General features: G+C 71.2%; 21 protein-coding genes. 12 read left to right on the forward strand and 9 right to left on the reverse strand.

Features of this window, described 5'->3' with window-relative positions:
* The first annotated feature begins 123 nt into the window (after positions 1 to 123).
* From Aau02nite_RS36410 to Aau02nite_RS36430, 5 genes are all read left to right on the forward strand, one after another.
* The gene (locus Aau02nite_RS36410; RefSeq protein ID WP_246595709.1) at positions 124 to 534 is read left to right on the forward strand and encodes a zinc-binding dehydrogenase; all 411 of its coding nucleotides are present in this window, start codon (positions 124 to 126) and stop codon (positions 532 to 534) included.
* 66 nt (positions 535 to 600) lie between these two features.
* Entirely contained in the window at positions 601 to 2766 is a 2166-nt protein-coding gene (locus tag Aau02nite_RS36415) for a S8 family peptidase (protein WP_212993175.1), read from the forward strand.
* A gap of 108 nt (positions 2767 to 2874) precedes the next feature.
* Positions 2875 to 3246, forward strand: a complete 372-nt coding sequence (locus Aau02nite_RS36420) for a TfoX/Sxy family protein (protein WP_212993176.1) — start codon at positions 2875 to 2877, stop codon at positions 3244 to 3246.
* A 99-nt stretch (positions 3247 to 3345) separates the two neighbouring features.
* The gene (locus Aau02nite_RS36425) at positions 3346 to 4266 is read left to right on the forward strand and encodes a class I SAM-dependent methyltransferase (RefSeq protein ID WP_212993177.1); all 921 of its coding nucleotides are present in this window, start codon (positions 3346 to 3348) and stop codon (positions 4264 to 4266) included.
* Positions 4267 to 4378: 112 nt separating this feature from the next.
* On the forward strand, positions 4379 to 5647 hold the full coding sequence (locus Aau02nite_RS36430) for an outer membrane protein assembly factor BamB family protein (protein ID WP_212993178.1): 1269 nt from the start codon (positions 4379 to 4381) through the stop codon (positions 5645 to 5647).
* A 92-nt stretch (positions 5648 to 5739) separates the two neighbouring features.
* Here the strand turns inward: Aau02nite_RS36430 and Aau02nite_RS36435 are convergent, their stop codons facing one another.
* The 7 genes from Aau02nite_RS36435 to Aau02nite_RS36465 form a co-directional block, all read right to left on the reverse strand.
* Positions 5740 to 6717, reverse strand: a complete 978-nt coding sequence (locus tag Aau02nite_RS36435) for a hypothetical protein (RefSeq protein ID WP_212993179.1) — start codon at positions 6715 to 6717, stop codon at positions 5740 to 5742.
* Complete coding sequence (locus Aau02nite_RS36440; RefSeq protein ID WP_212993180.1) at positions 6714 to 7289, reverse strand: RNA polymerase sigma factor; 576 nt, start codon at positions 7287 to 7289, stop codon at positions 6714 to 6716. Before Aau02nite_RS36440 ends, Aau02nite_RS36435 begins: the two co-directional genes overlap by 4 nt.
* 211 nt (positions 7290 to 7500) lie before the next feature.
* Positions 7501 to 8985 carry a hypothetical protein gene (locus tag Aau02nite_RS36445; RefSeq protein WP_212993181.1) on the reverse strand — a complete coding sequence of 495 codons (1485 nt, stop codon included), beginning with the start codon at positions 8983 to 8985 and terminating at the stop codon, positions 7501 to 7503.
* Between the two features lie 108 nt (positions 8986 to 9093).
* On the reverse strand, positions 9094 to 9555 hold the full coding sequence (locus Aau02nite_RS36450; protein WP_212993182.1) for a hypothetical protein: 462 nt from the start codon (positions 9553 to 9555) through the stop codon (positions 9094 to 9096).
* A 298-nt stretch (positions 9556 to 9853) separates the two neighbouring features.
* On the reverse strand, positions 9854 to 10870 hold the full coding sequence (locus Aau02nite_RS36455; protein ID WP_212993183.1) for a hypothetical protein: 1017 nt from the start codon (positions 10868 to 10870) through the stop codon (positions 9854 to 9856).
* Positions 10871 to 10874: 4 nt separating this feature from the next.
* Positions 10875 to 11576: a hypothetical protein gene (locus Aau02nite_RS36460; protein ID WP_212993184.1), complete on the reverse strand. Its 702-nt coding sequence runs from the start codon at positions 11574 to 11576 to the stop codon at positions 10875 to 10877.
* 9 nt (positions 11577 to 11585) lie between these two features.
* Positions 11586 to 12158, reverse strand: a complete 573-nt coding sequence (locus Aau02nite_RS36465) for a hypothetical protein (protein WP_212993185.1) — start codon at positions 12156 to 12158, stop codon at positions 11586 to 11588.
* Between the two features lie 284 nt (positions 12159 to 12442).
* Here Aau02nite_RS36465 and Aau02nite_RS36470 point away from each other — a divergent pair, with 284 nt between their 5' ends.
* From Aau02nite_RS36470 to Aau02nite_RS36480, 3 genes are read left to right on the forward strand one after another with little or no spacing between them, the layout of a single operon-like run.
* On the forward strand, positions 12443 to 12982 hold the full coding sequence (locus Aau02nite_RS36470; RefSeq protein ID WP_212993186.1) for a hypothetical protein: 540 nt from the start codon (positions 12443 to 12445) through the stop codon (positions 12980 to 12982).
* On the forward strand, positions 12922 to 14160 hold the full coding sequence (locus tag Aau02nite_RS36475; RefSeq protein ID WP_212993187.1) for a sensor histidine kinase: 1239 nt from the start codon (positions 12922 to 12924) through the stop codon (positions 14158 to 14160). The genes Aau02nite_RS36470 and Aau02nite_RS36475 overlap by 61 nt, the downstream gene beginning before the upstream one ends.
* The gene (locus tag Aau02nite_RS36480) at positions 14157 to 14888 is read left to right on the forward strand and encodes a response regulator transcription factor (RefSeq protein WP_212993188.1); all 732 of its coding nucleotides are present in this window, start codon (positions 14157 to 14159) and stop codon (positions 14886 to 14888) included. The genes Aau02nite_RS36475 and Aau02nite_RS36480 overlap by 4 nt, the downstream gene beginning before the upstream one ends.
* Positions 14889 to 14955: 67 nt before the next feature.
* On the opposite strand, the gene Aau02nite_RS36485 is transcribed toward Aau02nite_RS36480, so the two are convergent.
* Positions 14956 to 17628, reverse strand: coding sequence for a hypothetical protein (locus Aau02nite_RS36485; RefSeq protein WP_212993189.1), 2673 nt, complete (start codon positions 17626 to 17628; stop codon positions 14956 to 14958).
* 92 nt (positions 17629 to 17720) lie between these two features.
* Between Aau02nite_RS36485 and Aau02nite_RS36490 the strand changes: the two genes are divergently transcribed.
* Together Aau02nite_RS36490 and Aau02nite_RS36495 are read left to right on the forward strand one after the other, a co-directional pair.
* The gene (locus Aau02nite_RS36490) at positions 17721 to 18911 is read left to right on the forward strand and encodes an MFS transporter (RefSeq protein WP_212993190.1); all 1191 of its coding nucleotides are present in this window, start codon (positions 17721 to 17723) and stop codon (positions 18909 to 18911) included.
* A 251-nt stretch (positions 18912 to 19162) separates the two neighbouring features.
* Complete coding sequence (locus Aau02nite_RS36495; RefSeq protein ID WP_212993191.1) at positions 19163 to 20494, forward strand: vanadium-dependent haloperoxidase; 1332 nt, start codon at positions 19163 to 19165, stop codon at positions 20492 to 20494.
* Between the two features lie 233 nt (positions 20495 to 20727).
* Here Aau02nite_RS36495 and Aau02nite_RS36500 read toward each other — a convergent pair whose 3' ends face one another.
* The gene (locus Aau02nite_RS36500) at positions 20728 to 22254 is read right to left on the reverse strand and encodes an alpha/beta hydrolase (protein ID WP_212993192.1); all 1527 of its coding nucleotides are present in this window, start codon (positions 22252 to 22254) and stop codon (positions 20728 to 20730) included.
* A gap of 195 nt (positions 22255 to 22449) precedes the next feature.
* Between Aau02nite_RS36500 and Aau02nite_RS36505 the strand changes: the two genes are divergently transcribed.
* Both Aau02nite_RS36505 and Aau02nite_RS36510 read left to right on the forward strand, forming a co-directional pair.
* On the forward strand, positions 22450 to 23496 hold the full coding sequence (locus Aau02nite_RS36505; protein ID WP_212993193.1) for a hypothetical protein: 1047 nt from the start codon (positions 22450 to 22452) through the stop codon (positions 23494 to 23496).
* A 119-nt stretch (positions 23497 to 23615) separates the two neighbouring features.
* Positions 23616 to 23762 (forward strand): hypothetical protein, encoded by a 147-nt coding sequence (locus Aau02nite_RS36510; RefSeq protein ID WP_212993194.1) that lies wholly within the window; start codon positions 23616 to 23618, stop codon positions 23760 to 23762.
* The last annotated feature ends 43 nt before the right edge of the window (positions 23763 to 23805 follow it).

A 23805-nucleotide genomic window follows, 5' to 3' on the forward strand; every position in this document is an offset into this window, starting at 1 on the left:
GTCCAACGCCCTGGTGCAGGGCGGTTTCCGGGTCGAAGGTGCGCGGCCGGCCGCGAGTAGCCATCGTCCGCCGACCACGTCATCGACTCCCGGCGCACCGACCTCGCCGCCGAGGTCCTGCGACTGACCGGCGGCGCGGGCGTCGACCTCGTGCTGGAGGCGGTCGGCGGTGCCACCCTCGAGGCCGGCCTGGCCGCGACCAAGCGCGGCACCGGCCGGGTCGTGGTCTACGGCCTGCCCGGCGGCGACGCCGCGATCACCCATCGCGGTCTGGTCTACCGGCACCAGGTCCACGTCGTCGGCATCGGCGTCCTGATCCGGGCCGCACCGCAGATCTTCGGCGACGTCATGGGCGAGCTGTTCGGGCTCATCGCGGCCGGGGTGCTCAGCCCTCGGCGGCCCACCACCTACCAGCTGACCGAGGGACCGAAGGCCCTCGCCCAGCTGGAAGCGAGCCACCGTGGGCAAACTGCCGCTGCTGCCCTGAGCGGCTGGGAGTTTGTGGGCACGTCCTTGCAATTACTTGAGCCTTAAAATAGATTTCCTTCCATGTCTGGGTGTTTCGTCCAGACTTTGTCCGCCAGTGGATGGGGAGCAGCCTTGGTATCGACTCGACATCGCCGGAGAATCGCCGCGGCCACGGCCGGGGCGCTCATCGCCACCGGCACTGCCGTGCCCGCCTCGGCGGAAGGCCCGGTCACCGCGGCCGCGGGGCCGGCCGCCATCGCCGGGTCCTACATCGTCGTACTCGAGGACGTGGCTGCGGACGCGGTCGCTCGTACGGCGGCAGCGCTGGCCGATCGGCACGACGGCGGTGTCGTACGGACGTACCGTCATGCTCTGCGAGGTTTTGAGGCGACGCTCACGGAGCGGGCCGCGCGCCGGCTGGCCGCCGACCCGGCGGTCGCGTCGGTGACCCAGAACCAGGTGGTCACCGCCTCCGATGTGCAGGCGCCGACCACCTCGTGGGGGCTGGATCGGATCGACCAGCGCGCCCTGCCGGGCGACGGCAGCTTCACCTATCCGGACGGCTCACCGGTCGTGACCGCCTACATCATCGACGGCGGCATCAACCTCGCGCACACCGAGTTCGCCGGGCGGATCCGCCCGGGACGGGACTTCATCGACAACGACGCCACCGCTGACGACTGCCGCGGGCACGGGACGCACGTGGCGGGCACCGTCGGCGGGACGAGCTTCGGTGTGGCCAAGAACGTGGAGCTGGTGCCCCTGCGCGTGCTCGACTGCGAGGGTCGGGGCTCGGTCGGCACCGTCATGGCGGCGATCGACTGGATCACCGCCGACCACGCCGCCGGCACCCCGGCGGTGGCCAACATGAGCCTGAACGGCCGGCGGTACGCACCGCAGGAGCAGGCGATCAGCCGGTCCATCGCCGACGGCGTCACCTACGTGGTCTCGGCCGGCAACGACAACACCGACGCCTGCGCGAACACGCCCGCCGCCCTGCCCGACGCCGTCACCGTGGGCGCGATCGGCCCGGACGACGCGCGGGCGGAGTTCTCCAACTTCGGCCCCTGCGTGGATCTGTTCGCGCCCGGCGTGGACATCACCAGCGCGTCCATCGGAAGCGACACCGCCACCCGGATCGCCAGCGGCACGTCGATGGCCGCCCCGCACGTCACCGGCGCGGCCGCGCTGATCCTGGCCGACCATCCGACCTGGACGCCGGCTCAGGTGACGGCCGAACTGCTCGCCGACGCCACCCCCGGCGTGGTCACCGGCCCGGGCGCCGGGTCGCCCGACCGGCTGCTGTACGTCGACGCCACCCCACCGGCCGACGACTTCTCGCTCGCCGTCGCCCCGGCCGCCGCCACCGTCACGGCGGGCGATGCCGTCACCGTCGCCGTGGACGCGTCCCGGCCCGTCACTTGGAGCGTGAACGGGCTCCCGGCCGGAGCGAAGGCCACCTTCGACGGCTCCGCGATGACCGTCACCACCGGCCCGAGGACCGCGCCGGGCACGTACCGGCTCCTGGTCGTCGGCAGCGGCACGGGCACGACGCGAGCGGCCTGGTTCACGCTCACCGTCGCGGCAGCCGCCGGGTGCATCGGCGCCAGCGACACCGACGTCACCCTGCCCGAGTCGAACGTCGTCGAGATCCCGGTGACGATCGACGGCTGCGCCGGGCCGGGCGCCGTGGACAGCACCGTCGAGCTGCACGTCGACCACACGTACGTCAGTGACCTCGAGATCCGGCTCCTCGCGCCGAGCGGCACCAGCTACAGCCTGCTCTCCCGGACGGGCGACGACATCCAGGACATCGACTACACCTTCACCCACGACCTGTCCGCCGAGCAGGCAGACGGGGTGTGGAAGGTGTACCTGCTGGACAATGCGCCGAACGGCATCGGCACGTTCGACAACGTCGTGCTCGACCTGGGCGGCGAGCAGCTACCCGCGCCGGTGTGCGGCGGCGTCGCCACCACCGACGTCCCGATCGCGGACGGCGTCGCCGAGAGCCCGATCACGGTCACCGGATGCGACCGGGCGCCGGCCGCCGGCGCCTACATCGAGGTGCGCATCAGGCACCCGTGGGAACGCGACCTCGGCGTCTTCCTGGTCACCCCGAACGGCGAGCAGATCACTCTGCAGGACATGAAACCCTCCGGGCAGCGGGACGTCATCCGGACGTACCTCGAACGTCTGCCGGGACCGGCTGACGGCGTGTGGACGCTCAAGGTCGAGGACCGGCAATCGAGCTTCCCGCCGGGCGGCCTGCTGGATAGCTGGAAGCTGACCCTCTGAGCCGTCCTGCCTCGCGGAACGCGCCGAGGAGGCCGCCCACGATCCCGGGCGGCCTCCGGGCGGAGGTACGTTCCTCCTGACAGCGAACCGGACTGAGGAGGGTGGGTCATGGCGTACGACTCGGAGACGGCCGAACGCGTCCGGGCCGCGCTGGCCGATCGACAGGTCCGCGAGGTCAAGATGTTCGGCGGGCTGGCCTTCATGGTCGACGAGCGGATGGTCGTCTGCGTCTCCGGGGGCGGCTCCGACCTGCTCGTACGGGTATCGCCGGACAGCGACGCCCAGCACCTGGAGAAGCCGGGCGCCGCACGCGCAGAGATGGGCAGAGGTCGTTCGATGGGCGAAGGGTGGATCACGGTCGGCAAGACGGCCTTCGCTGCGGAGAAGGACTTCGCGTACTGGATGACGGCGGCGCTGTCCTTCCACGCGCAGGGCTCGGGTGGAAAATCGGCGACAAGGTCCAGGACCAAGGCCAGCTAGCCGGACAGGATGTGCCGAGTTGCGCCGATCTGCCGGTCTTCGCCACTCGGGGCGCGCTGGTGGGTGACCATGGACGCGTGCGTACCGGAAGTGATGGTCATGGCGTCGCAGTCGGGTGACGTCCGTGCCTGGCTGCGGACCAGGCCGTCGCTGGACCAGCTGTGCGAACGCTGGCCCGCCGAGTGGGCGGCGGTCGAGGCCGAGATCAGCGAGCTGACCGAGCGCGGTGACATCGAAGAGCTCAAGGCGCACGTCGCCGCCGTGGCGGCCCCGCAGGCCGCCCGCGGGCGGAGCGGCAACCCGCAGATGCAGGTACGGCTCGAGGTGCGCCGGCAGATGATGGTGGCCGCCCTCAAACAGGTGTCGCTGGCCACGGCCGCCGGGGTGCGCCGCGGGCGGATGCGGTTCAACCTGGTCAACGGCTGGGTCGCGCAGAAGCTGCTGTTCGCCCGCGAGCTCGAGCGCAAGCCGGTGCCGATGACGTGGTTCCGGACGCTGTGGCCGCTGCTGTGGCAACGGCGCCGGCTGATGCCGCTGGTCAGCTCCAAAGGCATCTACTGCTTCTACTCCGACCGGCTGATCGCCGAGCTGGCCGCCCTCATCGGCGAGCGCGACACCCTGGAGATCGCCGCCGGCGACGGCACCCTGTCGCGGTTCCTGGCCGATGCCGGCGTCCGCATCACCGCGACCGACGACCACAGCTGGAAGCACGCGGTCAGCTTCCCCGCCGACGTCCGCCGGCAGGACGCGCGCACGGCGCTGCGGGCGCACCGGCCGCAGGCGGTCGTCTGCTCCTGGCCACCCGCGGGCAACTCCTTCGAGCGGCACGTGTTCGCGACGCCCAGCGTGCAGCTCTACATCGTGCTGGGCAGCCGGCACGAGTTCGCCACCGGTGACCGGGCCGCCTACACCGGCCAGGACCGCTTCCTGATGGCCGAGCAACCCGAACTGGGCCGCCTCGTCCTGCCACCGGAGATCGACCCGCAAGTGCTCGTCTTCCGGCGCCACGACGGCAGCTGAGCGCACCGCCGGCCGGCCACGATCTCAGCGATCGGCAGGGCTCGACCGGCGCCCGGGCCGGGAGGTCGGCGGGGTACCGGTCCGGGGACGCCGGGTGTTAGATGAGGTCGTCATGACCATCATCGAGCTGGGTGATCCCGGCTCCCCCGCGACGGCGGCCGCACCGGCACGACGCCGTGTTGATCACCGCGTCGTCATGCGCTGGGCGGCAGCCGCTGTGGCGGTCCTCTGCGCGGCGACGCTCACCGGCTCGGCCGTCTCCGGGTCCGCCGTGATCCGGCCCCGGTGGAGCGTCGCCTTCAGCCTGACCAGCCTCGTCGACGCGGCCCGCGACACGGTGTTCGTCCAGTCCATCAACGCGGGCTCCCAGATCACGGCGTACGAGCTCGGGAGCGGGGCGGTCCGCTGGTCGAAGGGGCTGCCGATGCCGCGCGGCCGGATGACGGCCCGGGTGCCGGGTGCGGTGCTGGTCCCGATCCTGCTGGAGGGCACGGTCGCGCTCGATCCGCGTACGGGGGCAGAAATGTGGCGGCTTCCCGGCGACGTCGTGTCCGCGACACCCGAGACCGCGTTGCTCAGGCAGCCGGACCGGGCGCTGAGCCTGGTACGGATGGCCGACGGCAGCCGGATCTGGTCGCGGGCGATCGAGGGTGACGAGTCCTGGGCGGTCGTCGGTCCCGAACGGCAACGGATCGTGGCCGCCACCCCGGACGGCCGGGTCCAGGTGCTGCGCCTGAGCGACGGTGCTCTGCTGTCCCAGGGTCGCGTGGACAACGGCAGTGGCGTACCCGTCCCCAACGGCCTCGTGGCCGAGTCCGGCCTGCTGTTCGTCAACCGGATGGAGACGGACCGGGCGGTGGTGACCGCGTACGACCTGGACACGCTGCAGCAGCGCTGGCGGTACGGGCAGTCGGCGACCGACGAGATCGTGACCGGGCCGGCGGCCCGCGCGTGCGGCGTCGTGCTGTGCTTCGCCGACGGCACCGCGACCGTCGGGCTGAATCCGGGCACCGGCACCGTCCGCTGGCGCGCGGCGGGCTTCGTCGACGCCGTACCGGTCACCGGGCAGAACAGGGTGCTGGCGGACAACGGCGACCAGGGCAGGTATGCGCTGATCGACGCCGCCACGGGCACCGTCGTGGTGTCCCTCGGCGTGGGCACCGCCGTACGGGACGCCGTCCGCTCCGTCCCGGCGTACTACCTGCGCCCGGTCGCCCCGGACGGCCGCCGGGTCGCGGCCGGCCGGATCGACCTGACCACCGGCGGGTTGCAGCTGCGCGGCATCGTCGAGGCCGTCGGCCCGCAGGGCTGCACGGCCGTCGCGGACAACCTGATCTGCGGCACGAACGACGGCCGGCTGACCGTCACCGACGTCGGCTGAGCCCGGCGCAACCAGCGGTCCAGGCCCGAGCCTGCCGTCCCAGGGGCGGTGCGCCCGGGAGATCGGGCCTCGGAGCGACCGGGCGCCGGCGCTCACCCGGTCTCGCCCGGGCGGTCCACGATGGCCGCCTTGCGATAGATCACCTGCCGGTACAGGTCACCCTTGCGCCCGTCGCCGGCGCCGCGCTGGTCTTCGACCGCGATCAGGCGCTCGCCGATCAGTGTGTACGTCTGCTTGTCGAAGAGCAGCTCCTGCGACAGGTAACCCTCCGTTACCCGGCCCAGCCCGATCGCCGGATGGCCGTCGAGGTTGACCGCGTCCGGGTTGACCTTCATGCCCGGCTGCCGGGCGAGGTAGCGGAAGATGGCCGCTTTGACCTCGGGCGGCAGCGCGTACTGGCCGGCCAGCGCGTCGGGCACCGCCATCACCCCGCCCTCGGGACGCTCGAGGTAGGAGGCGATCGCCTCGGGCGTGGTCAGCTTGACGATCTGCGACCAGGGGACAAAGGCGAAATACGTGTCGTCCTGGCCCTGCCGCCGCACGTCCAGCTTGCCGTTGCGCATCGACGCCTGCACCTGGCCGTCGATCCGGTTCCAGCTCTGGACCTTGCGGTACTTGGCCTTGCCGGGCAGGAGCGCCCCGTTCGGCGCCTTCTGCTCGTACGCCGGCGGGTTGCGCATCTCCTGGGTCTCGACGTACATGAAATCGGTCGGAGCCGGATCGGTCCACTTCTCCTGCTCGACCGTCCACGCCGCGTTCTCCAGCACCTGTGCCGCGTTGACCGGTCGCAGGTGCGGCACGGTCGCGACCGCCTGGGTGTGGTCCGGCCGCTGCTCCGATATCGGGGGCGTCACCCGGGTCCCGCCATCGGCGTTGCTGATCGCCACCGCCGCGACGACGGCCGCCGCCATGGCGACACCGACGCCCACCGGGACCCGCAGACGCCACGGGGCCCGGGTCCGGGGCGTCATCCGGCCCCGCAAGGCTTTCAGCGCGCGCTGCTCGGCTGCCGGGGACGGCTCCGGGTCCGGGCCGAAGGTCTCCCGCAGGATGCTGATCTCGTCCATCATTCGTCCACCTCGATCTGGGCGCCCAGCGCCTGCCGCATGTCCTGTCGTGCCCGGTGCAACCGGGACCTGGCCGTGCCCGCGGGTATGCCCAGCGCCTCGGCCGCCTCGTGCTGGGTGAGCCCAGCCCAGGCGACCAGCAGCAGGACGGCTCGTACCGGCTCCGGCAGCCGCCGCAGGGCCTCGGCGAGCCGGCCGCGCACGGCCGCCGCGTCGAGCCGTCCCGCGACTGCGTCGGCGTGGCTGTCGGCCTCGCCGGTGTCCTGCCCGCCGGCCCGGGCCAGCGCCCGATAGCGCCGCAACTCGGCCCGGACGTGCCGGGCGACCAGGTTCGAGGCGATCCCGAACAGCCAGGGCCGCGCGTCGCCGCGGGCCGGGTCGAAGGTGTGCCGGCGATCGAACGCGATCAGGAACGTCTCCGACGCCACGTCCTCGGCCAGATCGGGCCCGAGCCGCCGCGCCACGTACGCGTAGATGGCGCGATAGTGCCGGTCGAAGATCGCCGTGAAGTCCCGCTCGATGAGGTGAGCGTCGGCATCCAAGCCCGTGGTGCCCGGTTGTTCCACAGGGTGCATCACACCCTTACTTCGCCGGAGCCGGGAAGAGTGTTCAGTCGAGTTGTCGGCGACACCGACGACGATGGTCCCGGTGCCGCGAACACCGGTACCCAGCCGGAGATCCAGCTCTCGCCGCGTCAGCGCAGCACCGCCGCAGCGATTCTCGGCCGGCTTGCGGAACACGATCGGTTCCGCAAGCCGGCCGGATCACCACAGCTCCTTCCCCACCTCAGAACGGGAGTGCGCGGCGCAGCAGGTCGAACGCCTCGTCAGCCCAGCCGAGTACCGCCAAGCCGGCCGCGAGGTTCTGGGGCGGCCTGGTCAGCAGGGTGTCGCGGCGTAGCAGCCGGCCGAAGTCGACGCTCACCGGGTCCGGTCTCGGCGTAACCCCGTCGGTGCGACAGAACTGCACACCGGCGCGCCGCATCACCCGGATGATCTCGTCGGCCAGCAAGCCGTAGCCGATCGTGGTCGGGTGCACGCCGTCCAGCGAGAACAGGCCTCCGTCGGCGCGCCCACCGCGCCGATCCGAGATCATGAAGCGCGAGGTGACGGGCGGCGACACCGCGGACAGTGCTGCCGGCAGCGGGTATCGCTGCCACCACGGCGGCCTGGCGGTTGGATCGTCGATGTAGCGGCGGTCCGCCAGCCGGTCGAGCATTCCGGCCGCCTCCATCACGAACCAGTCGAGGCCGTCGGAGCGGGCCTGCCGTACGACCCCGGTGATGGCGTCGTTGAAATGATCGATGGCACTGTCCACGGCCCGGGCCTCGTCCGCCGTGATGTTCGGGTCCCGGCGCGGATCGAAGGCCCGATCCGAGATCCATGGCCGGGTGTAGAAGGGGAAGTAACGGGATCCGGCCTCGATCTTCGAGCCCACGCCGCGACTGATCGGAGGGATCGTCACGTGCGGCACAGTGCACCAGATGACGTGGCGGGCCTTGATCTTTCGCACCGCGGCGACCACTTCAGCAAGTTCAGCGGCGAAGTGGCTGGGCCGCCATACCGTGTAATCGCCCTTCCGGTCGGGATCGTCGTATCCGTCCCCGCTCCAGACCACTTTGAGCCGGGTTACGGCGCCCAGCGCGTTGTTGGCACCCAGGGACACCACCAGGGTTTCGATGCCGCAGTCCGCGCCGGCGCCGGCGCCCTCCTCGCCCAGTTCCTCGGCCAGTTCGAACAGAGTTGCGGAGCCCCGGGCGTCGGTGTCCGGGTAGACGCGCAAGGCGGCCCGCTCGCTGTTGTTCTCGACCACCTGCGTCACGAGGTCGTCTTTGGGCTTCGCCAGCCGGTCGCGGCAAGCTTTCGCGTTCTGGGACAGGGCGTCGCGCAGATCCCAGCCGTACATGGCGAGGTTGTGATTCACGCCGTTGACATGAGGGATGACCGAGCCGGGGCCACGTTCCCAGTAGTCCTCGAGGGTGTCCATCCACTGGCGGGCTGAGAACAGAGCCGCCGGGACTTCCCACCAACTGAGCTGTTCGCCGTACCGCTGTTCAAGAGTGCGCAGGAGCAGTTCGATGTTGATCGGGAGACCGCCGGGACCGCCGTACGTCGGGCGGCGGAACGTGTCGAGGCAACCGAGCTCGTAAGCGATGATCGCCGGCACCGAGAGGTCGGTCTGGTACACGGCACCGCTCTGGAACCCATGGAACAGGGAGTCGCCGATTGTCACCAAACGGTGCGGCGGGACACCTTGCCAGTTCGTCTGCACGTCGACACCCAGCGCGGGGTCGGCGACCGGGGTACGGGGGGTCCGGGTGACGCCGACGTCGTCGGGAATCCCTTCGGGCATTGTCTGCACCTCCCTTCCGAGGTGGTGTCAGGCGGCCGACACCTCGTCACACCGCAGGATCTCTCCGTTGACGACCGCGTTCGCGGTCGCCTGCACCGACCGGACGTCCAACTTCGGCCCTATGCCGGGCTTGGCGGTGCCCGGGTCGGGCAACCCGGAGCCGGCGCCGGCGTCCACCGAGATGCCGATCCCCGCACTCCACAGGCGGGCATCCGCCTCCGCGGCGTTGACCCGCCGGTCGGACCGGCGCGCCGCGCCGGGCACCGTGCTGGGCAGGACGCCCTGGAAGGTGGCGGAAACCTCGATGGACTCCACCGGCTTGTCGACCCAGTCCTGCTTTTTGAAGAAGATCCAGACGGTGGTCTCCTCCCAGTGCTGAGCGTGTACCGTCGCGCCGATGGCGTTGTAGAACAACAGGTTGGTACGCCAGGCGGTCAGGACGAGCCGCCAGGTCCGATCCCGCGTGTAAGCCCGGCTCTCGGTGGCCATCACCGCACCTCCACGGGCTTCGGGAAGGGTGGCAACAGACGGATCCCTCGCCGGCGGGAAGCCGCGAACAAGGCGAGGGCACCGCGGACGCCGAGTCGTGACAACAACACCGCCAGAGCGTGGGCGCCGGTGCTGATCCGGGTCCGGCCGCCACGAGTCGACCGGATGACGTACGGGCGTTCCAGGCGGCCCGGGCCCCTGTGCGGTTCCACGTGGACGCGCGTCCGGGCGGCGCCGGCGATGACATGGGCGAGTTCGTCGCAGTGTGGGCAGTCGCTGTCGTACACCAACGTGACCATCAAGAGACTCCTTTGGTCGCGGTCAAGTAGTAGGTGAGCGTGGGAATGCCGGTCAGCCGGATGCCGAGCATGGTCGGCACGGCTCCGGCGGCTACCAGCCGAACGGCGGCGTTCACCGGCGCGCTGGGCAGGCCGAGTACTCGGGTCAGGTCACCGACCGCTGCGGCGCCGTCGGTGGCGGGATCGAGGAGCTTGGTGGGGAGGTAGAGCGCGGTGGTCACCAGCGCGGCCAAGTCCGCTGTACCGGTCCGGCCCACCACCGCCTGCCGCTCCGGCACGGGTGCCGCACCACGCAGAACGGCCGCCACATCTGGGTGCCGAGCCGCCTCGGGCAGCAATGCGAGCGCTGCAGTCGCGGTACACGGTCGTTCGACCCGGCGATAGACCTTGACCGTGTCGGGGCCGTCCCCGCTCACTGCGAGACCGACGATGCCCGTACGCGCCGGAAGATCACGGTCGCCGTCGAGCAGCCGGCGCAGCATCGGCACGGTGTGCTCGGGCATCAGATCCGCGGCGGGCACGGCACCCAGCTGAGGCGGCAGATAGACCTTGGCGACGGCCGGCGACGAGCCGCCGGCGCGGTAACCGATGCTGCACCAGAGCCCGAATCGGTGGACCGTGGTGAGGGCCGGCGCAGAGGCCCGCAGACGGCAGGCCAGCCGATGCCCGGCGGACCAGCGAAGCGCGGTCGAAACCCGCGTCAACTGGTCCGCCTGGCGAACCAGTCGTTGCGGTCCCGGCGGTTCGGTCGCGTAGGCGTCCGTGGTGAGCCGCACCGCTGTACGGCCGTCCGCCCGGACGGACACCGACATCTCCACGGGTACGCCTGACGGCGTCAGGGTCGAGCCACGCCGTCCGGTGGAGGCGGGGAACGAACCGACGGTCAGGGCGTCCCACGAACGAGACGTCGCTGTGGCCGGCACACCCGCGGCTTCCGCGGCCAGCGCGTCCCACAGCGCGCGAACCGGCGCAGCCGCGGTGGCGGACGCCGCTGTGGGGCAGCCTGAGCCCACCATGACGTCATGCCTGCTTGATGAACTGCCCGGAGCCGGCAACGCCGGTGTTGCCCGAGGCGGCCGACGCGCCCGGTTCGCCGGTGTTCGCGGGTCCCGGGGGATCGCCCGGCTCGTAGTCGGAGTGGCTGTAGCTCGTCGCGCGGCCCTTGCCGGTTTGACCGGTGTTGCCGGCCGGTCCACCGGCACCGCCGAGCCCGCCGGGCCCACCGCGGCCGCCACTGACGTCCCACACGGGCGGGATTCCTGAGAGGTCGTCGCGGTAGTAGATCACGATGCTGCCGCCCGGCCCGCCGTCACCGCCACGACCGCCGTCACCGCCACGGCCGCCGTCACCGCCACGGCCGCCGTACGCGTTGCTCTCACAGTCGGCACCCCATCCGCCGTCGCCCCCGGGACCGCCGCTGCCTCCGGTGCCGCCATTGCCGCCTGTGCCGCCGATGCCGCCGAGACAGCTGATCTGGATACCGCCCAGGTAGTCGTCCACCTTGATGACGACTGCTCCGCCGGCGCCACCCGGTGTACCGGCGGAACCGGAACTACCGGCGGCACCCCGCCCGCCGTCGGAGCCACGAGTCGGCTCGTTGTCGTCCCAGAAGCCGCAGTCGGCATCCTGGCCGGGAACGCCGTTGGCGCCGGCCGTACCGACGAAACCGTTCTGTCCCGCAGCGCCAGTGGCACCGGCCGCCACGATGTTGAATCCAGGCATGCTGATCTCCTATTCGCCCTTGATGGATGTCGCGGTGATCTGCAAGCTCTTGCCCGACGCGACGATCCGGGCATTGCTTCGGATGAGCAGGTTGCGACAGGCCAGTGCCGCGTTGAAGTCGGTGAGCAGCAGCGTGCCGCCGGGGTTCACGGTCACGTCCTGAAAGAGCCACTTGACGATCTGCGGCTTGCCCGGGAGCACGGTGTCGCGATCCAGGCCGTGGGTTGCGATCACAGCCGGGTCGAATTGACGCGCGATCCGCCAGAAGGTGCTGATCTTGGTGCGCTCAGCGGTTGGCAGGGCGGCGAGCATGCGCGGGTAGCGGCCGAGGTCCGGCCGCAACGACCCGGGCACAAAGCGGCGGGACCGGTGTACGGCCACGTCCGCGAGCGCGTCCCGGGTGACGGTGGTCGCGGCCTCGGCGAGCTGCCGAAGTTCGCCGTCGGTGTCGACGACGCCCTGATCGACGAGGTCGCCGAGCCTGGTGAGCGTCATCGTCCGGCGGGCGTCCGAGAACGGTTGCCCGGCTCGGTCGTCCAGCCGCACGGTGGAGTTGTCCGCAACGAGGATGTCGTCGGGCATGACATCACGCCTTTCCGGTCGGTGGCAATGGCCGGTGGAGTCGGCCACCTGTTTCCAGGCTGGCCGGTCGCGCGACGGCAGTAATCCGGCTGCGACATGAATTGCGGTGTCATCCGCGGGACGTATCCGGCGTAGGCGGGTACCGCCCCGGTCGTATGTGTCGGGTACATGAATGACGGATGTCGCCGGGCCGAGATACCGAGAAGAATCGGTGATGATCCATTTGTTGCCCGAAGGGAGTCACCGTGGTCACGTCGTGTGTAGGTATCGTTTCGGTTCAGCGCGTGACGGCCGGCGACGCCGTTGATCGCCACATTGTTTTCGGAGAGCTCGTTGATGCCGACGCGGTCGTGGTGCCCGGCCCTCTCGACTGGTTGCGGGACCCGGCGATCGACTTCGAGGTGTTGATCGCATCGAGCCGCCGGGGCGGCCCCGGCCACGTCGAGCGGGTACGGGTCCGGCAGGCGGAGGTGATCGGTGTCGACTCCGGCCCGGAGGGCGCCTGCGCGGTATTACGTCTGGAGCGGGCGGCGGCACACCGCCCCTACGCCGGTGGCCGCTTCGACGGGGACCGGCTGCGGACCGAGCTCGAGGGCTATCCGGACGTATGGCGTGGGCTCTGCGCCATCGGCGCGGTGCGCACCGAGCTCACCGACCTGGACAAGGATCGAGTGCTCCGCCCGGTGGCGGATTGGGAGGCGGCCCGGCGTGCCGCCCTGGTACGGGAACGACTGGTCAGTCCGGCCGAAGTCGCGCAGCTGAAGTGCTGCATCTTCGTGATCTGCTGGTGGTGCCAGGAATGCCGGGGGGACTGGTGGGACTGATCCGGCGGCGGCTGCCCGGGGCCACCCGCCAGATTCTGATCGATGGCGCACTGGCGGTGCCACTCTGCGCCCTCGACCTCGCGATCTCATGGAGCGCCAACCGCCGGGGCGACCTCGCATTCTGGGTTGTCCCCGGCTACGCCATTGCGGGATATCTGATCCTTGCGATACGACGACGCTATCCGATTGCGGTGTTCGCTGTCGTCGTGATCCATTCAGCATCGGCCGGGGTCTTCTTTGCCGGCTTCCATCCCACCATCGGCGTGTGGTGGGCTCTCTACACCGTTGCGTACTGCAAGGAATTGCGCGTCGCTCTGCTCTGCCTGCCGGCGGTCGCCGTCCCGATGGGTCTCAACATCATTGATGCGGTGGACCGTCAGCCACCGGATCGGCGGATCGACGCTCTGATCGGCGTGACGGTCGGCCTGACGCTGTTCAATGCGATCGCCTTCGGTGTCGGCCGCTGGGTGCGCTGGGCTGGACGCCAGCGGCGCCTGGCCGCAGAGCACGCCGCGGCCGATGCGGTCGCGGAGGAGCGGGCCCGCATCGCCCGCGACCTGCACGACATCGTTGCTCACGCGATCACGATGATGCTGCTGCAGGCCGGTGGCGCCGCACGCTGGGTGCGTCCCGACCCCGCCCGCGCGGAGCAGGCGCTGGGCCATGTCGACGCGCTGGGTCAACAGGCGATCGTCGATCTACGACGGATGCTGGATCTCATGCGGGTCGGCCGGGCCGGAGAGCCGCCCGAGCCGTCGGCCCTGCCGGGCCTCAACCGGCTTGCGGAGCTGGTGAACCATATGCGATCCGACGATCTGCCGGTCGAGCTCGCGTGTACGGGTCAGGTCCGCGCTCTGCCGCCAGGAACCGAGGTGTGCGCCTATCGGATCCTGCAAGAGGCGCTGACCAACGCCACCCGGTACGCCGAGCGGGGAACCGTCGTCCGGGTGGCCGTGGACTGGCAGCCGTCCCGCATCGTCCTGAGCGTCCACAATCGTCAGATACCGCAGGGCAGAGCCCACCGGAGACTGGGCACCGGCCACGGAATCCTGAACATGCAGGAGCGCGCGCACTCCGTCGGCGGTCGGGTGACGGCCAATCCCGCACCCGGCGGTGTCTTCGTCGTCCGGGCCGTCCTGCCGGTCGCCGCCGAGACGGCCGTGGATGTCCGGTCATGAGCCGCCCGCCGAACGGCACCCGGATCCGGGTTCTGCTCGTCGACGACGAGCAGATGGTTCGTGACGGACTCGCGATGATGATCGACGCCGAGCCGGACATGGTCGTGGTCGGTCAGGCCGGCGACGGGGACGAAGCCGTCGCGCGAGCGCGGTCACTGCGACCGGACGTGGTGGTGATGGACGTACGGATGCCCCGCGCTGACGGAGTGCAGGCCACGCGCCGGCTGGTGGCTGACGAATTCGTGGTGGACGGAAAGTTCGTTTCGGCGGTCCTGATCCTGACGACCTTCAACGACGACTCGGTCGTGCACGAGGCGCTGCACGCCGGTGCGTCGGGTTTCCTGCTGAAGAGCGCCTCGTCCCGCATGCTCGGCGAAGCCGTACGGGCAGTCGCCGGGGGTTATGCGTGGCTCGACCCACCGGTGGCACGCAAGCTGCTCGCCGAGTTCGTATCCCGGCCGGTGTCCCTCCTGCCCGCCGATTCGTACCTGGAACGGCTGACGCTGCGCGAGACGGAAGTCCTCATCATCGCCGCACACGGGTTCACCAACCAGGACATCGTCGAGCACCTGATCATAAGCGAGGCGACCGTCAAGACCCACGTGTCGCGGGTGCTGACGAAGCTCGGTCTGCACGACCGGGCCCAGGCCGTCGCCTGGGCCTACAGAAGCGGGCTCGTACGCCCGGAAGATCCGCCTCCCGTACGGCGCCGAGGACCGCATCGATGAGATGAGCCGGTCGTCGCTTGTTGAGTGATCACCCCAGGGCGTCGATACGCGCCCCGTAAGGCGCCGCTCACCGTAGGATCGCTCGACCTTGGCCGGATGGTGCTCGCCGGTCCCGCCGAGCGTACGCGTCCCGGCGCTCCACCAGCACGGCGGACCAGCGGCGCCGGGCGTTCTCCTCCCCGTCCAGCCAGGCCACGGTAGTGGCGGGCCCGGGCTCCCCCGTCCACCACCCGGTCACGTCGCGCAGGTGTACGTGGGTCTCGTTGTCGGCGATCAGGGTGAGGATGCGCTCCCGCACCGTGGCGGCGGCCGCGGCGTCCCCGGTCACACAGTGCAGCAGCAGCTCCACGAGCAGCGGGTGCAGGGCGTCGGCGCGATATCCGGTGCGCTCGATCAGCCGCAGGCTCTCCCGGGTCTGCGCCAGCACGTCCGCCGGCTGCTCGGAGCCGACGCCGGCCAGCGCGCACGCCGCGAGGGAGCGGGCGGTCCCGATGAGGCTCCCGATGCGCCGGTTGAGCTCCAGGGCCTCCGAGGCCAGCCCGCGGGCCGCCGCCGGGTCGCACCAGGCCGTCGCCCACGCCAGATGCTCGCGCATGAGCGCTTCCGCCGGTGGGAGCCGTCCCTCGCGGGCGGCCTCCACCGCGGCCGCGAACTGCTCGGCGGCGCGTTCGAACTCGGCGTTGGCGAGCCGGACGAACCCGGTCATGCTCGCGACCGCGCGCCGGTCGTCCGGGGTGTCGCCGTCCTCGCCGGCGGCCCAGCCCAGCACGGCCGGGAACCGTCCGGCCCGCTCGTCGAGGATGGCGCGCCAGTGCCGGGCCCGCCGGCCGAAGCGGTCCGAGCGGCGGGCCAGCCGCTCCAGGATCGTCTGCGCCTCGGCGTTGCGGTCCAGGCGCATCAGGACCTCGGCGCGTTCCAGCTCCAGCCACAGCGTGGTGTCCGGGGTCGGCGCCGGCTCGGCGAGGGCCAGGTCGAGCAGCTCCAGCGCCTCGCCCAGTCCGGCCACGTCCCGCCGGTACGCCGCCCGGCACCCGAGGACGACGGGGTTGCCGGCCGAGCCGGGAGCCTGCGGCAGCGACTCCAGGCGCTGGAGCACCTGCCACTGGCCCAGGGCACACACGGTCTTCGCGACGTCCAGCAGCCAGTCGGCGGGCAGGCTGAACTCGAGGGCGAGCTGCGCGGCGTCCAGGAAGGCCTCGACCAGGCGGCTGCGGTACGCGGTGGTGCCGCCCGCCACGTCCTCGGCGATCTCCCGGCGGAAGAACTCGACGATCCGTCCGGCCGCCTCCCGCCATTCCCGCGCCGACCACGGGTCACCCGACACGGAGTCGTACTCGCGCACCGACGCCCGCAGCGTGTCGTGCATGGAGTGCCGCAACCAGCCCACCCGCTCCTCGCGGACGAAGTGCCGGGCGGTGAAGCGATGGATGACCGCGTCGCGGTGCTCCGGCACGGCCGCGTGCAGCAGGTCACGGTTGAACCCCGTCACCAGCGCGGCGGCCCGCAGGAGCTGGCGTTCCCCGCCGTCCAGGTCCCGGATCACCCGGGTGACCAGGTGCGGAAGGCTGGATCCGAAGTCCTCGGCTTGCGGGGTCCCGCGCCCGGACAGCGAGTCGAAGTGCTCGGCGGACAGGTCGAGGTAGAGCGGCAGGCCCTGCGAGCCCGCGATGATGCGTTCGCGGATCGGCCCGGGGATGGCCGGGCCGCCCTCGACGACGAGCCGCTGCCGCAGGTAGCGTTCGCAGTCCTCGGGGGACAGGGCCCCCAGCAGGCGCTGGTCGGGGGCGCCGCCGCGCAGGTCGAGCCCGGGCCAGCACTGCGGGCCGGCGTACTTGAGGTCCACGGCGCGTTCGGGGTCGGCCCAGCTGAGCTGCGAGCGGCCGGTGACGACGAAGAGCACGTTCGGCATGAGATAGACGAGGCGGCTCAGCGCGTCCTCCACCCCGCCGGGCTCGCGGCGCTGGGCCTGCACCGTCTCCCAGGTGTCCAGGAAGATCGTCACGTCGGCGTCGTCCCGGCGCTGGAATTGCTCGAGGTCCCAGGCCAGCAGCGCGGGCAGGAACTGCCGGGCCCGGTCGGGCTGCGTCTCGGTCATCAGCGGCTCGAAGAAGGGGCAGTCGCGCAGCACGGCGGCCTTCGCGAGGCGGGCCGCGACGCCGTCCTTGACCAGCGTCCCGAGCCGCCAGGCCGCGCCGACCAGGCCGGTGCCGCCCAGGAACGCGTCGAGCCCGGACTGGATGGTGTCCGACAGCTTCGCCTTGTCCTCGAGGGCACCGATCGCCGAGCGCCGATCGAGGAACTCGGCGAGCGGCTGGCCCGGGTGCTTGCGTTCCCAGTACGCGGCGAAGGCCAGGTCGAAGGCGTGCAGCTCGCCGGTGAGCCCGCCCAGGCAGCCACGCAGGCGCAGCAGCATGACCTCGGGGTCGAACGTGGACAGGTCGGCGAAGTCGACGCGGGCGCTGACCCGCCGCTCGGCCACCGGGACCTCGCCCTCGTCGAAGCGGCGTTGCAGCTCCCGGGAGAGGGTGCTCTTGCCGATGCCGCCCATGCCGTAGAAGGCGAGCACGTTGTCGCGGCCGCGGCCCAGGTCCTCGGTCAGGCGGCCGGAGCTGCGGCGCAGGGCGGCGACGCGCTGCACGGCCGACCGGAAGGCGGCCAGCTCGGCCACGCGGTTGGTGAACACGGCATGGGAGGTGATGGCCGCTCCCGAGGACACGGCGAACAGACGTTCGAGATCCACATTCCTCCCTCGTCGGCCGGATCAGCGTAGCGGATCGACGCAGCCCCGATCACGTACAGTGTTCGGATGATCGGACCGCCTGCGCCGACCGGATGACCGCCGCGGACGGTCCGATCTGGCCGGTGCGCCGGCTCGCCGGCGCCCGCCTGGCCTCCATGATCGGCACCGGGGCCGCCTCCGCGGCGATCGTGTACGAGGTGTACGCGCTGACCGGCTCCGCACTGTGGATCACCGCGGTCCTGATCAGCACCACCGCGGTGAGCAGCGTGTTCCTCCCCTTCGCCGGAGTGCTCGCGGACACGCTCGGCCGCCGGCGGGTCATGATCGCCTCGGACTGCCTGGCCGCGCTCTGCTTCGCGCTGCTGGCGCTGGGCTGGCCGGCCCCGGCCATCGTGGCGCTCGCCGCGCTGGCCGCCCTGGCGGAGGCGCCGTTCCTGCCGGCTTCCGCGGCGGCCGTGCCGGACCTGGTCGGCGAGGACCGGTTGTCGTGGGCCAACGGGCTGCTCGCCGCCGCGGCCAGCCTCGGCCGGGCGGCCGGGCCGATCCTGGCGATCCCGCTGCTGGCCTTCGGCGACCCCCGGCTCGTGTACGCCTGCAACGCGATCTCGTTCCTGATCTCGGCCGCGCTCGTGCTGTGGGTTCCCCTGCGCCGCCACACCCGCCGCCACCAGCCGCATCGCAGCCGATGGCTCACCGAGGGCGCCCGGCACATCCGCGCGACCCCCGGCATCCGCCTCGTGCTGGCCTCGTCCGTGGCCGCGTACGTGACCACGAGCTTCGCCATGGTCGCGGAGCCCATCCTCGCCGACGACTTCGGCGCCGGGGTGCTCGGCTACAACCTCATGAACGCCGGCTGGGCGACCGGCCTGGTGCTGGGCGGATGGCTGGCCGGCCGGCGGCTGTCCGCGGCCACGGAACCGCGCGCGTTGTTCGCCGGGCGCATCGTCATGGGTGCGGGCATGGTCGCCGTCCCGCTGTCGCCGTGGTTCGCCGCGGTACCGCCGTTGATGGCCGTCGGCGGCTTCGGCAGCGGGATGCTGCTGGTCGCGGTCCACTCCCAGCTCCAGCGCCGCACCCCCGACCGGATCCGGGGCACGGTGTTCGCCCTGTTCGAGGGGGCGGGCACCGGCGCCTTCCTGCTCGGGGTACTGCTGGCGGGATTCGTGGTGGAGCACGTCGGCTACCGCGCCGCCTACATCACGGCGGGCATCGGGACGCTCATCACGGCCGTACCCCTCTACGTGAATCTGGCCCGTCAGCGGCCGGACGTCAGCCGGCCGTAGAGCTCGCCGGAAAGGTTCTCACAAGGAATCCACAAGCGACGCCCGAGAGCATGGCGGCGAGCTGACGGATCGTGAGGAGTTGATCACTTTCGGCGCATACGCCTCCGTATCGAGACTCGCGGAGGGCGTGCGCCGCCATGGCGCGCCACCAAGTCCGATGAGACCGAGGAAACGGAGTGACGCGACACGCGTCCACCGTCCCTGATGGAGGAGGAACCATCCCTACGCGCAGAACAGTTCTGACCGGAGCGTTGACGATCGCGCTGACGACCGGTGGCCTGTCGATCGGTGGCAGTCCGGCCGCCGCCGCAGCCACCGACGACCGGATCGACTTCTGGAACGAGACGCTCCTGGACGCCTTCCGCGACGCCGCCGACTTCGGCGCTCCCACCGCGCTGTCGCGGGCCGCGGCGATGATGCACCTGGCGATCTACGACACCTCGGTGTCACTCGGGGAAAGCACTACCGCCCCGTACATCGCCAGGGTGCCCCGGCAGCCGGGGGTCAGCTACGACTTCAACGCCAACGTCGATGTGGCGGCGTACACGGTCCTGAAGGCCCTGTTCCCCGACCCGGAGGTGGCAGCGAAGATCGATGCGGCGTACGCCCTGGCCCGGGCCACTCCCCCGGTCGGCACCCCTGGGCCGGGGGGATGGAGTACGAGTGTCGGTCAGGCGGCCGCCGACCAGATCCTTGCCGCCCGCCGGTCCGACGGCTCCGCCGACACCATTGACTATCAGATCAGGCGCGTACCCGGACAGTGGCGCCCCACGGGAGCGGGTCCCGATCCGGTGACGCCGCACTGGGGCCGGGTGCGACCGTTCGGCATCAACGGGACGCCGCAGTTCCGGCCCGGACCACCCGGTGGTTTCACGTCGCTGGAGGCGATGCTGGCCAGCGACGCCTACGCGGCCCAGGTCATCGAGGTCAAGAGGGTAGGCAAGCTCACGGCACCGAAGGCCAACCGTGACGACGAGCAGACTCAGATCGCCCACTTCTGGGCCAACGACCTGAAGGGCACCTACAAGCCGCCGGGCCAGCTGCTGCGGCACACCCGGATCGTCCTCAGGCAGTTCCCGAACATCTCCCGCGGCGAGCGGGCCCGGCTCTACGCCCTGGTGTCGATGGCGCTGGCCGACGCCGCCATCGTCGCCTGGGAGGCGAAGTACGACACCCTCATCGACCTGTGGCGCCCGGAGAGCGCGATTCAGCTGGCTGACACCGACCTGACTGAGCTGACCGTGAAGGACCCCGACTGGCTTCCGCTCTCGCAGAGGCGCAACGGCACGCCGGTGTCACCACCGTTCCCGGCCTACATCTCCGGCCACGCCACGTTCGCCGGCGCCTGGGCCGGGGCCATGAAGTCGTTCTTCGGCACCGACAACGTGACGTTCGCCGCGAACACCGAGGATCCGTTCATCGCCAACGGTGTGACGCGAACATTCACCTCCTTCTCGGCCGCCGCGGCCGAGAACGCTCGCAGCCGGATCTACCTCGGCGTGCACTTCCAGTGGGACGCAGACGCCGGGATCAGCTCCGGCACTGCCATCGGTACCTGGATCGGGGCCAACCGGCTTCGCTGACCTCATCGGTCGACTCGACCCGGAAAGCGGCCGGCTCCTCCACGGAGGAGCCGGCCGCTTCGGCCTGGGAGATCCGCGACGTTGCCGATGGCGTCGAGGTCGGTGCCGGGAACTGCCGGAACTGCTGTGGGAGAACGCCGGCCGCGCCCAGGACCTCAAGAACGCGGCCGGGTGACGCCGGGCCCCGCCCCACCACGTGCAGCGGGACGGGGCCCGCGGTGCCTCACTGCGGGTCAGCTCACCCGCGGCTCGATGGCCGGACAGTGCGTGCCGCGTCTCGGCGTCCGTACCTCGGTCAGGTACAGCCCGATCGCCGCGTTGGCGCAGTCGCTGCCCGCCGAGGCCACTCCGTGGCCCCACCCGTCGAAGGTCAGCAGCACCGCGCCGGTCTGACGCTCCACGCTCTGCGCCCACTGGTACGGCGTGGCCGGGTCGTAGCGGCTGTTGAGCAGCAGTACCGGGGCCACGCCCGTCCACCGCACCGGCTCCTGCGGGTTCCGGATCCCGGCCGGCCAGGCGAGGCATCGCATGGTCACTCCCCATGCCTGCACCGACATCCGCATGTCCGGGGCCACCGACGCCTGTCGCCGGAGCAAGCTCCTCACCTGGGCGGCGTCACGTACCGGTATCTGCCAGTCCGCGCAGAAGATGGCCGTCGGGTCCTCGCTGCTCTCGGTCCCGAAACGCGCGACCCCGAGGCGCGGCGCCTGGGGCTCGGCAGCCGGCGACCGGCTGTCGGTGGGCTCACCGGCGGCCAGTTTCGCCAAAATCTCCGAGATCGGTTTCCAGGTGTGGTCCGGGTCGCCGAGGTGGGCTTGCACGTCGGCGACCAGCTCCAGCGGGTGGAGCTTCCGGGTCTCCCCCGACTCGGTCACCTGCGTCAGCTCCCCACGCTCGGCCTTGGCGTAGAGGTCGTTGAAGACGCGGCGGGCGTCCCGGCCGTGCAGCGCACACGGCGTGGCCCGCGCGCACCACGCCACGAACTCGTCGAAGGTCTCCTCCACGGCAATCGCCTCGGTGCGCAGGAAGTCCCAGGTCGTCTTCAGGCTGTGGTCCATCGTGCTGTCGAGGATCAGCGCGCGGACCCGACGCGGGAACTCCTGCGCGTACTGCTGGCCCAGCAGGGTGCCGTACGACAGGCTGGTCAGACTCAGTTGCTTCTCGCCGAGGGCCGCCCGGACGGCGTCGAGATCCCGGACGGCGCTCTTGGTGTCGATGAAGTCGAACAGCGGTCCGGTGTGCTTGCGGCAGCTCTCATCCGTGGCCCGCATGCTTGTGTGCAACCGCTCGAAGCGCTCATCCGTCGTGGGCAGGAAGTCGTCGACGGACCCCCATTCCGGTTCGTCGCAGCGGATCGGGTGGCTCCCGGACGTGCCACGCGGGTCGAAGCCGACCAGGTCGAAACGCCGGGCGACCTCGGCGGGCACCGGCTGGCTGTACATACCTCCCCTCACCGCGTCCACGCCGGACCCGCCCGGACCACCGGGCAGGACCACGAGAGTGCCGATGCGTGCGCCGGTGGCTTTGCGCCGGGCGAGCGCGATGTCGATCGTCGGCCCGTTCGGCTTCGACCAGTCGATCGGAACGGCCAGGCTGCCGCACTCCACCGGCTCGTCCTGGACGGGACACGGTTTCCAGTCGACGGCCTTCGCCCGGGCCTGCAGGTCGCCCTGCGGGCCCGCGTACACCGGCGTGGTCCCTACCGTCACGGCCGCGGCGAAGACAGCCACCGCGGTACCGATCCTCGCTTGTCGTCTCATGCCGTAGCTCCTGTGTCACGCATGACCGGTAAGACGACGCGAGCGAACCGATCGGGTTCGCGACTCCGCGCAAGAAGTTGACTGCCCGTATGACGAGGCGGCCAACGCCGGCGGCGCCCGGCGCTCATGCCCTGGTGGCTCGAAACCCGTCCGCCTCGTTTAGGGTCGAAGCGGCGTCTGTGGATGGAGGTGGGTATGGACCCGAATGCGGAGACCCGGCGCCGGCGGCGGTGGATCGGCCTGTCCGCAGTGTTGCTCCTGGCGGCCGGCGTCGGCGTACCGGTCTCGGTGGTGCAGCTGCGCGACCCCGTGGCGGATCCGGTCGCGGAGCTACCCGCGGGCCCCGCGGGCCCGCGCCTGGTCACCGCCTACGCGGCCGACCAGAAGTGGTACGTGATCGATCCGGCGGCGGGGCGGTACCGGCAGGTGGACGGCGGCGGCGTCGCCTCGGTGTCGCCGGATCTGCGGCTCTACACCGACGTGGCCACGCAGGACGGCAGGACGAGCCTGGTGCGGATCACGCCGACCTCGGGCGCCGGTCCGGACGAGTACCACGAGATCGCCGGCGACGCGGCCATCCCGGTGTGGTCGCCGGACGGCAGCCGGCTGGCGCTGCCGGTGTTCGGGAACCCGGCCGACGGCCTCAAAACCGCGCACGGCTTCACCGAGCTCATCCTCGTCGACGTGGGTGCAGGCACGATGCAGCGCCGGAAGATCGAGATCGGCGACCGGTACGGGCGCTGGGTGAGCTGGGCCGGCGACGACACCCTGCTGGTCGGCACGGACGGGGCAGGCGCTGAGGAGGAGGCGGGCGTGGCCGTGGTGCGCCGGGACGGCAGGATGCTCAGCTGGCGCCCGCTGCCGGCCGGCGATCCCTGCGAGGCCCCGCCGCGCACGGCCCCGCCCAGCCACGGCGGCAAGGTGTTGAGCTGTACGCAGGACGGGTCGGACCAGATATACCGCGTCTTCGACCCACGGCGCGGAACGACCGGACCCGAGCTCGGCCGACTCCCGCTGTCGCCGGACCGGCGCGCCGAGCCCCTGTTCTGGCAGGGCGACGACGCCCTGGTGCTACGGCTGTTCGACCTGGCCGGCGACGGGGATTTCGCCGACGTACGGGTCGCGCGACTGTCCACCGGCCAGATCGAGGCGGCGCCGCGAGGCTTGCCCGAGGCACCGGTTCAGGCGTCGGTGGGCTCGTCGGCCGGCCTGTCCGCGGCCGGCGCGAAGCTCACCTTCTAACGCGGCCCGCGGTCCACCGATGATCGCCCGCGGAGGTCTTCCGAATTCCGGCTGCGAACGACAGCGAGCTCCCGCAGCACTTCTGGCTGGTGCGCCACTGAGGCGAGATCCTGGACAACGTGGAGACGTACACCTGGCTCGACGATCTCCTGGTCGTTGCCTGCCGGATCCGGCAGCCGTTCCGTAGTGAGATATTCGTGGCCCGGGTGCCGCCGGACGAGTTCGTGGCCACCATCGACGAAGCCGCCCGCCTCCTGGACAGCTGAGTCGATCCCGGTCATGCGGCGATGGCCGGGACAGACCAGGGCG

This window comes from Actinoplanes auranticolor, assembly GCF_018332655.1.
Taxonomy (GTDB): Bacteria; Actinomycetota; Actinomycetes; order Mycobacteriales; family Micromonosporaceae; genus Actinoplanes; species Actinoplanes auranticolor.

Bases quoted from the DNA above. Each gene is read 5' to 3' on its own strand.
- Aau02nite_RS36420 (WP_212993176.1), top strand. From the start codon at position 2,875: ATGGCGTACGACTCGGAGACGGCCGAACGCGTCCGGGCCGCGCTGGCC.
- Aau02nite_RS36425 (WP_212993177.1), top strand. From the start codon at position 3,346: ATGGCGTCGCAGTCGGGTGACGTCCGTGCCTGGCTGCGGACCAGGCCG.
- Aau02nite_RS36430 (WP_212993178.1), top strand. From the start codon at position 4,379: ATGACCATCATCGAGCTGGGTGATCCCGGCTCCCCCGCGACGGCGGCC.
- Aau02nite_RS36435 (WP_212993179.1), bottom strand. From the start codon at position 6,717: ATGATGGACGAGATCAGCATCCTGCGGGAGACCTTCGGCCCGGACCCG.
- Aau02nite_RS36440 (WP_212993180.1), bottom strand. From the start codon at position 7,289: ATGCACCCTGTGGAACAACCGGGCACCACGGGCTTGGATGCCGACGCT.
- Aau02nite_RS36450 (WP_212993182.1), bottom strand. From the start codon at position 9,555: ATGGCCACCGAGAGCCGGGCTTACACGCGGGATCGGACCTGGCGGCTC.
- Aau02nite_RS36455 (WP_212993183.1), bottom strand. From the start codon at position 10,870: ATGGTGGGCTCAGGCTGCCCCACAGCGGCGTCCGCCACCGCGGCTGCG.
- Aau02nite_RS36460 (WP_212993184.1), bottom strand. From the start codon at position 11,576: ATGCCTGGATTCAACATCGTGGCGGCCGGTGCCACTGGCGCTGCGGGA.
- Aau02nite_RS36465 (WP_212993185.1), bottom strand. From the start codon at position 12,158: ATGCCCGACGACATCCTCGTTGCGGACAACTCCACCGTGCGGCTGGAC.
- Aau02nite_RS36480 (WP_212993188.1), top strand. From the start codon at position 14,157: ATGAGCCGCCCGCCGAACGGCACCCGGATCCGGGTTCTGCTCGTCGAC.
- Aau02nite_RS36490 (WP_212993190.1), top strand. From the start codon at position 17,721: ATGACCGCCGCGGACGGTCCGATCTGGCCGGTGCGCCGGCTCGCCGGC.
- Aau02nite_RS36500 (WP_212993192.1), bottom strand. From the start codon at position 22,254: ATGAGACGACAAGCGAGGATCGGTACCGCGGTGGCTGTCTTCGCCGCG.
- Aau02nite_RS36505 (WP_212993193.1), top strand. From the start codon at position 22,450: ATGGACCCGAATGCGGAGACCCGGCGCCGGCGGCGGTGGATCGGCCTG.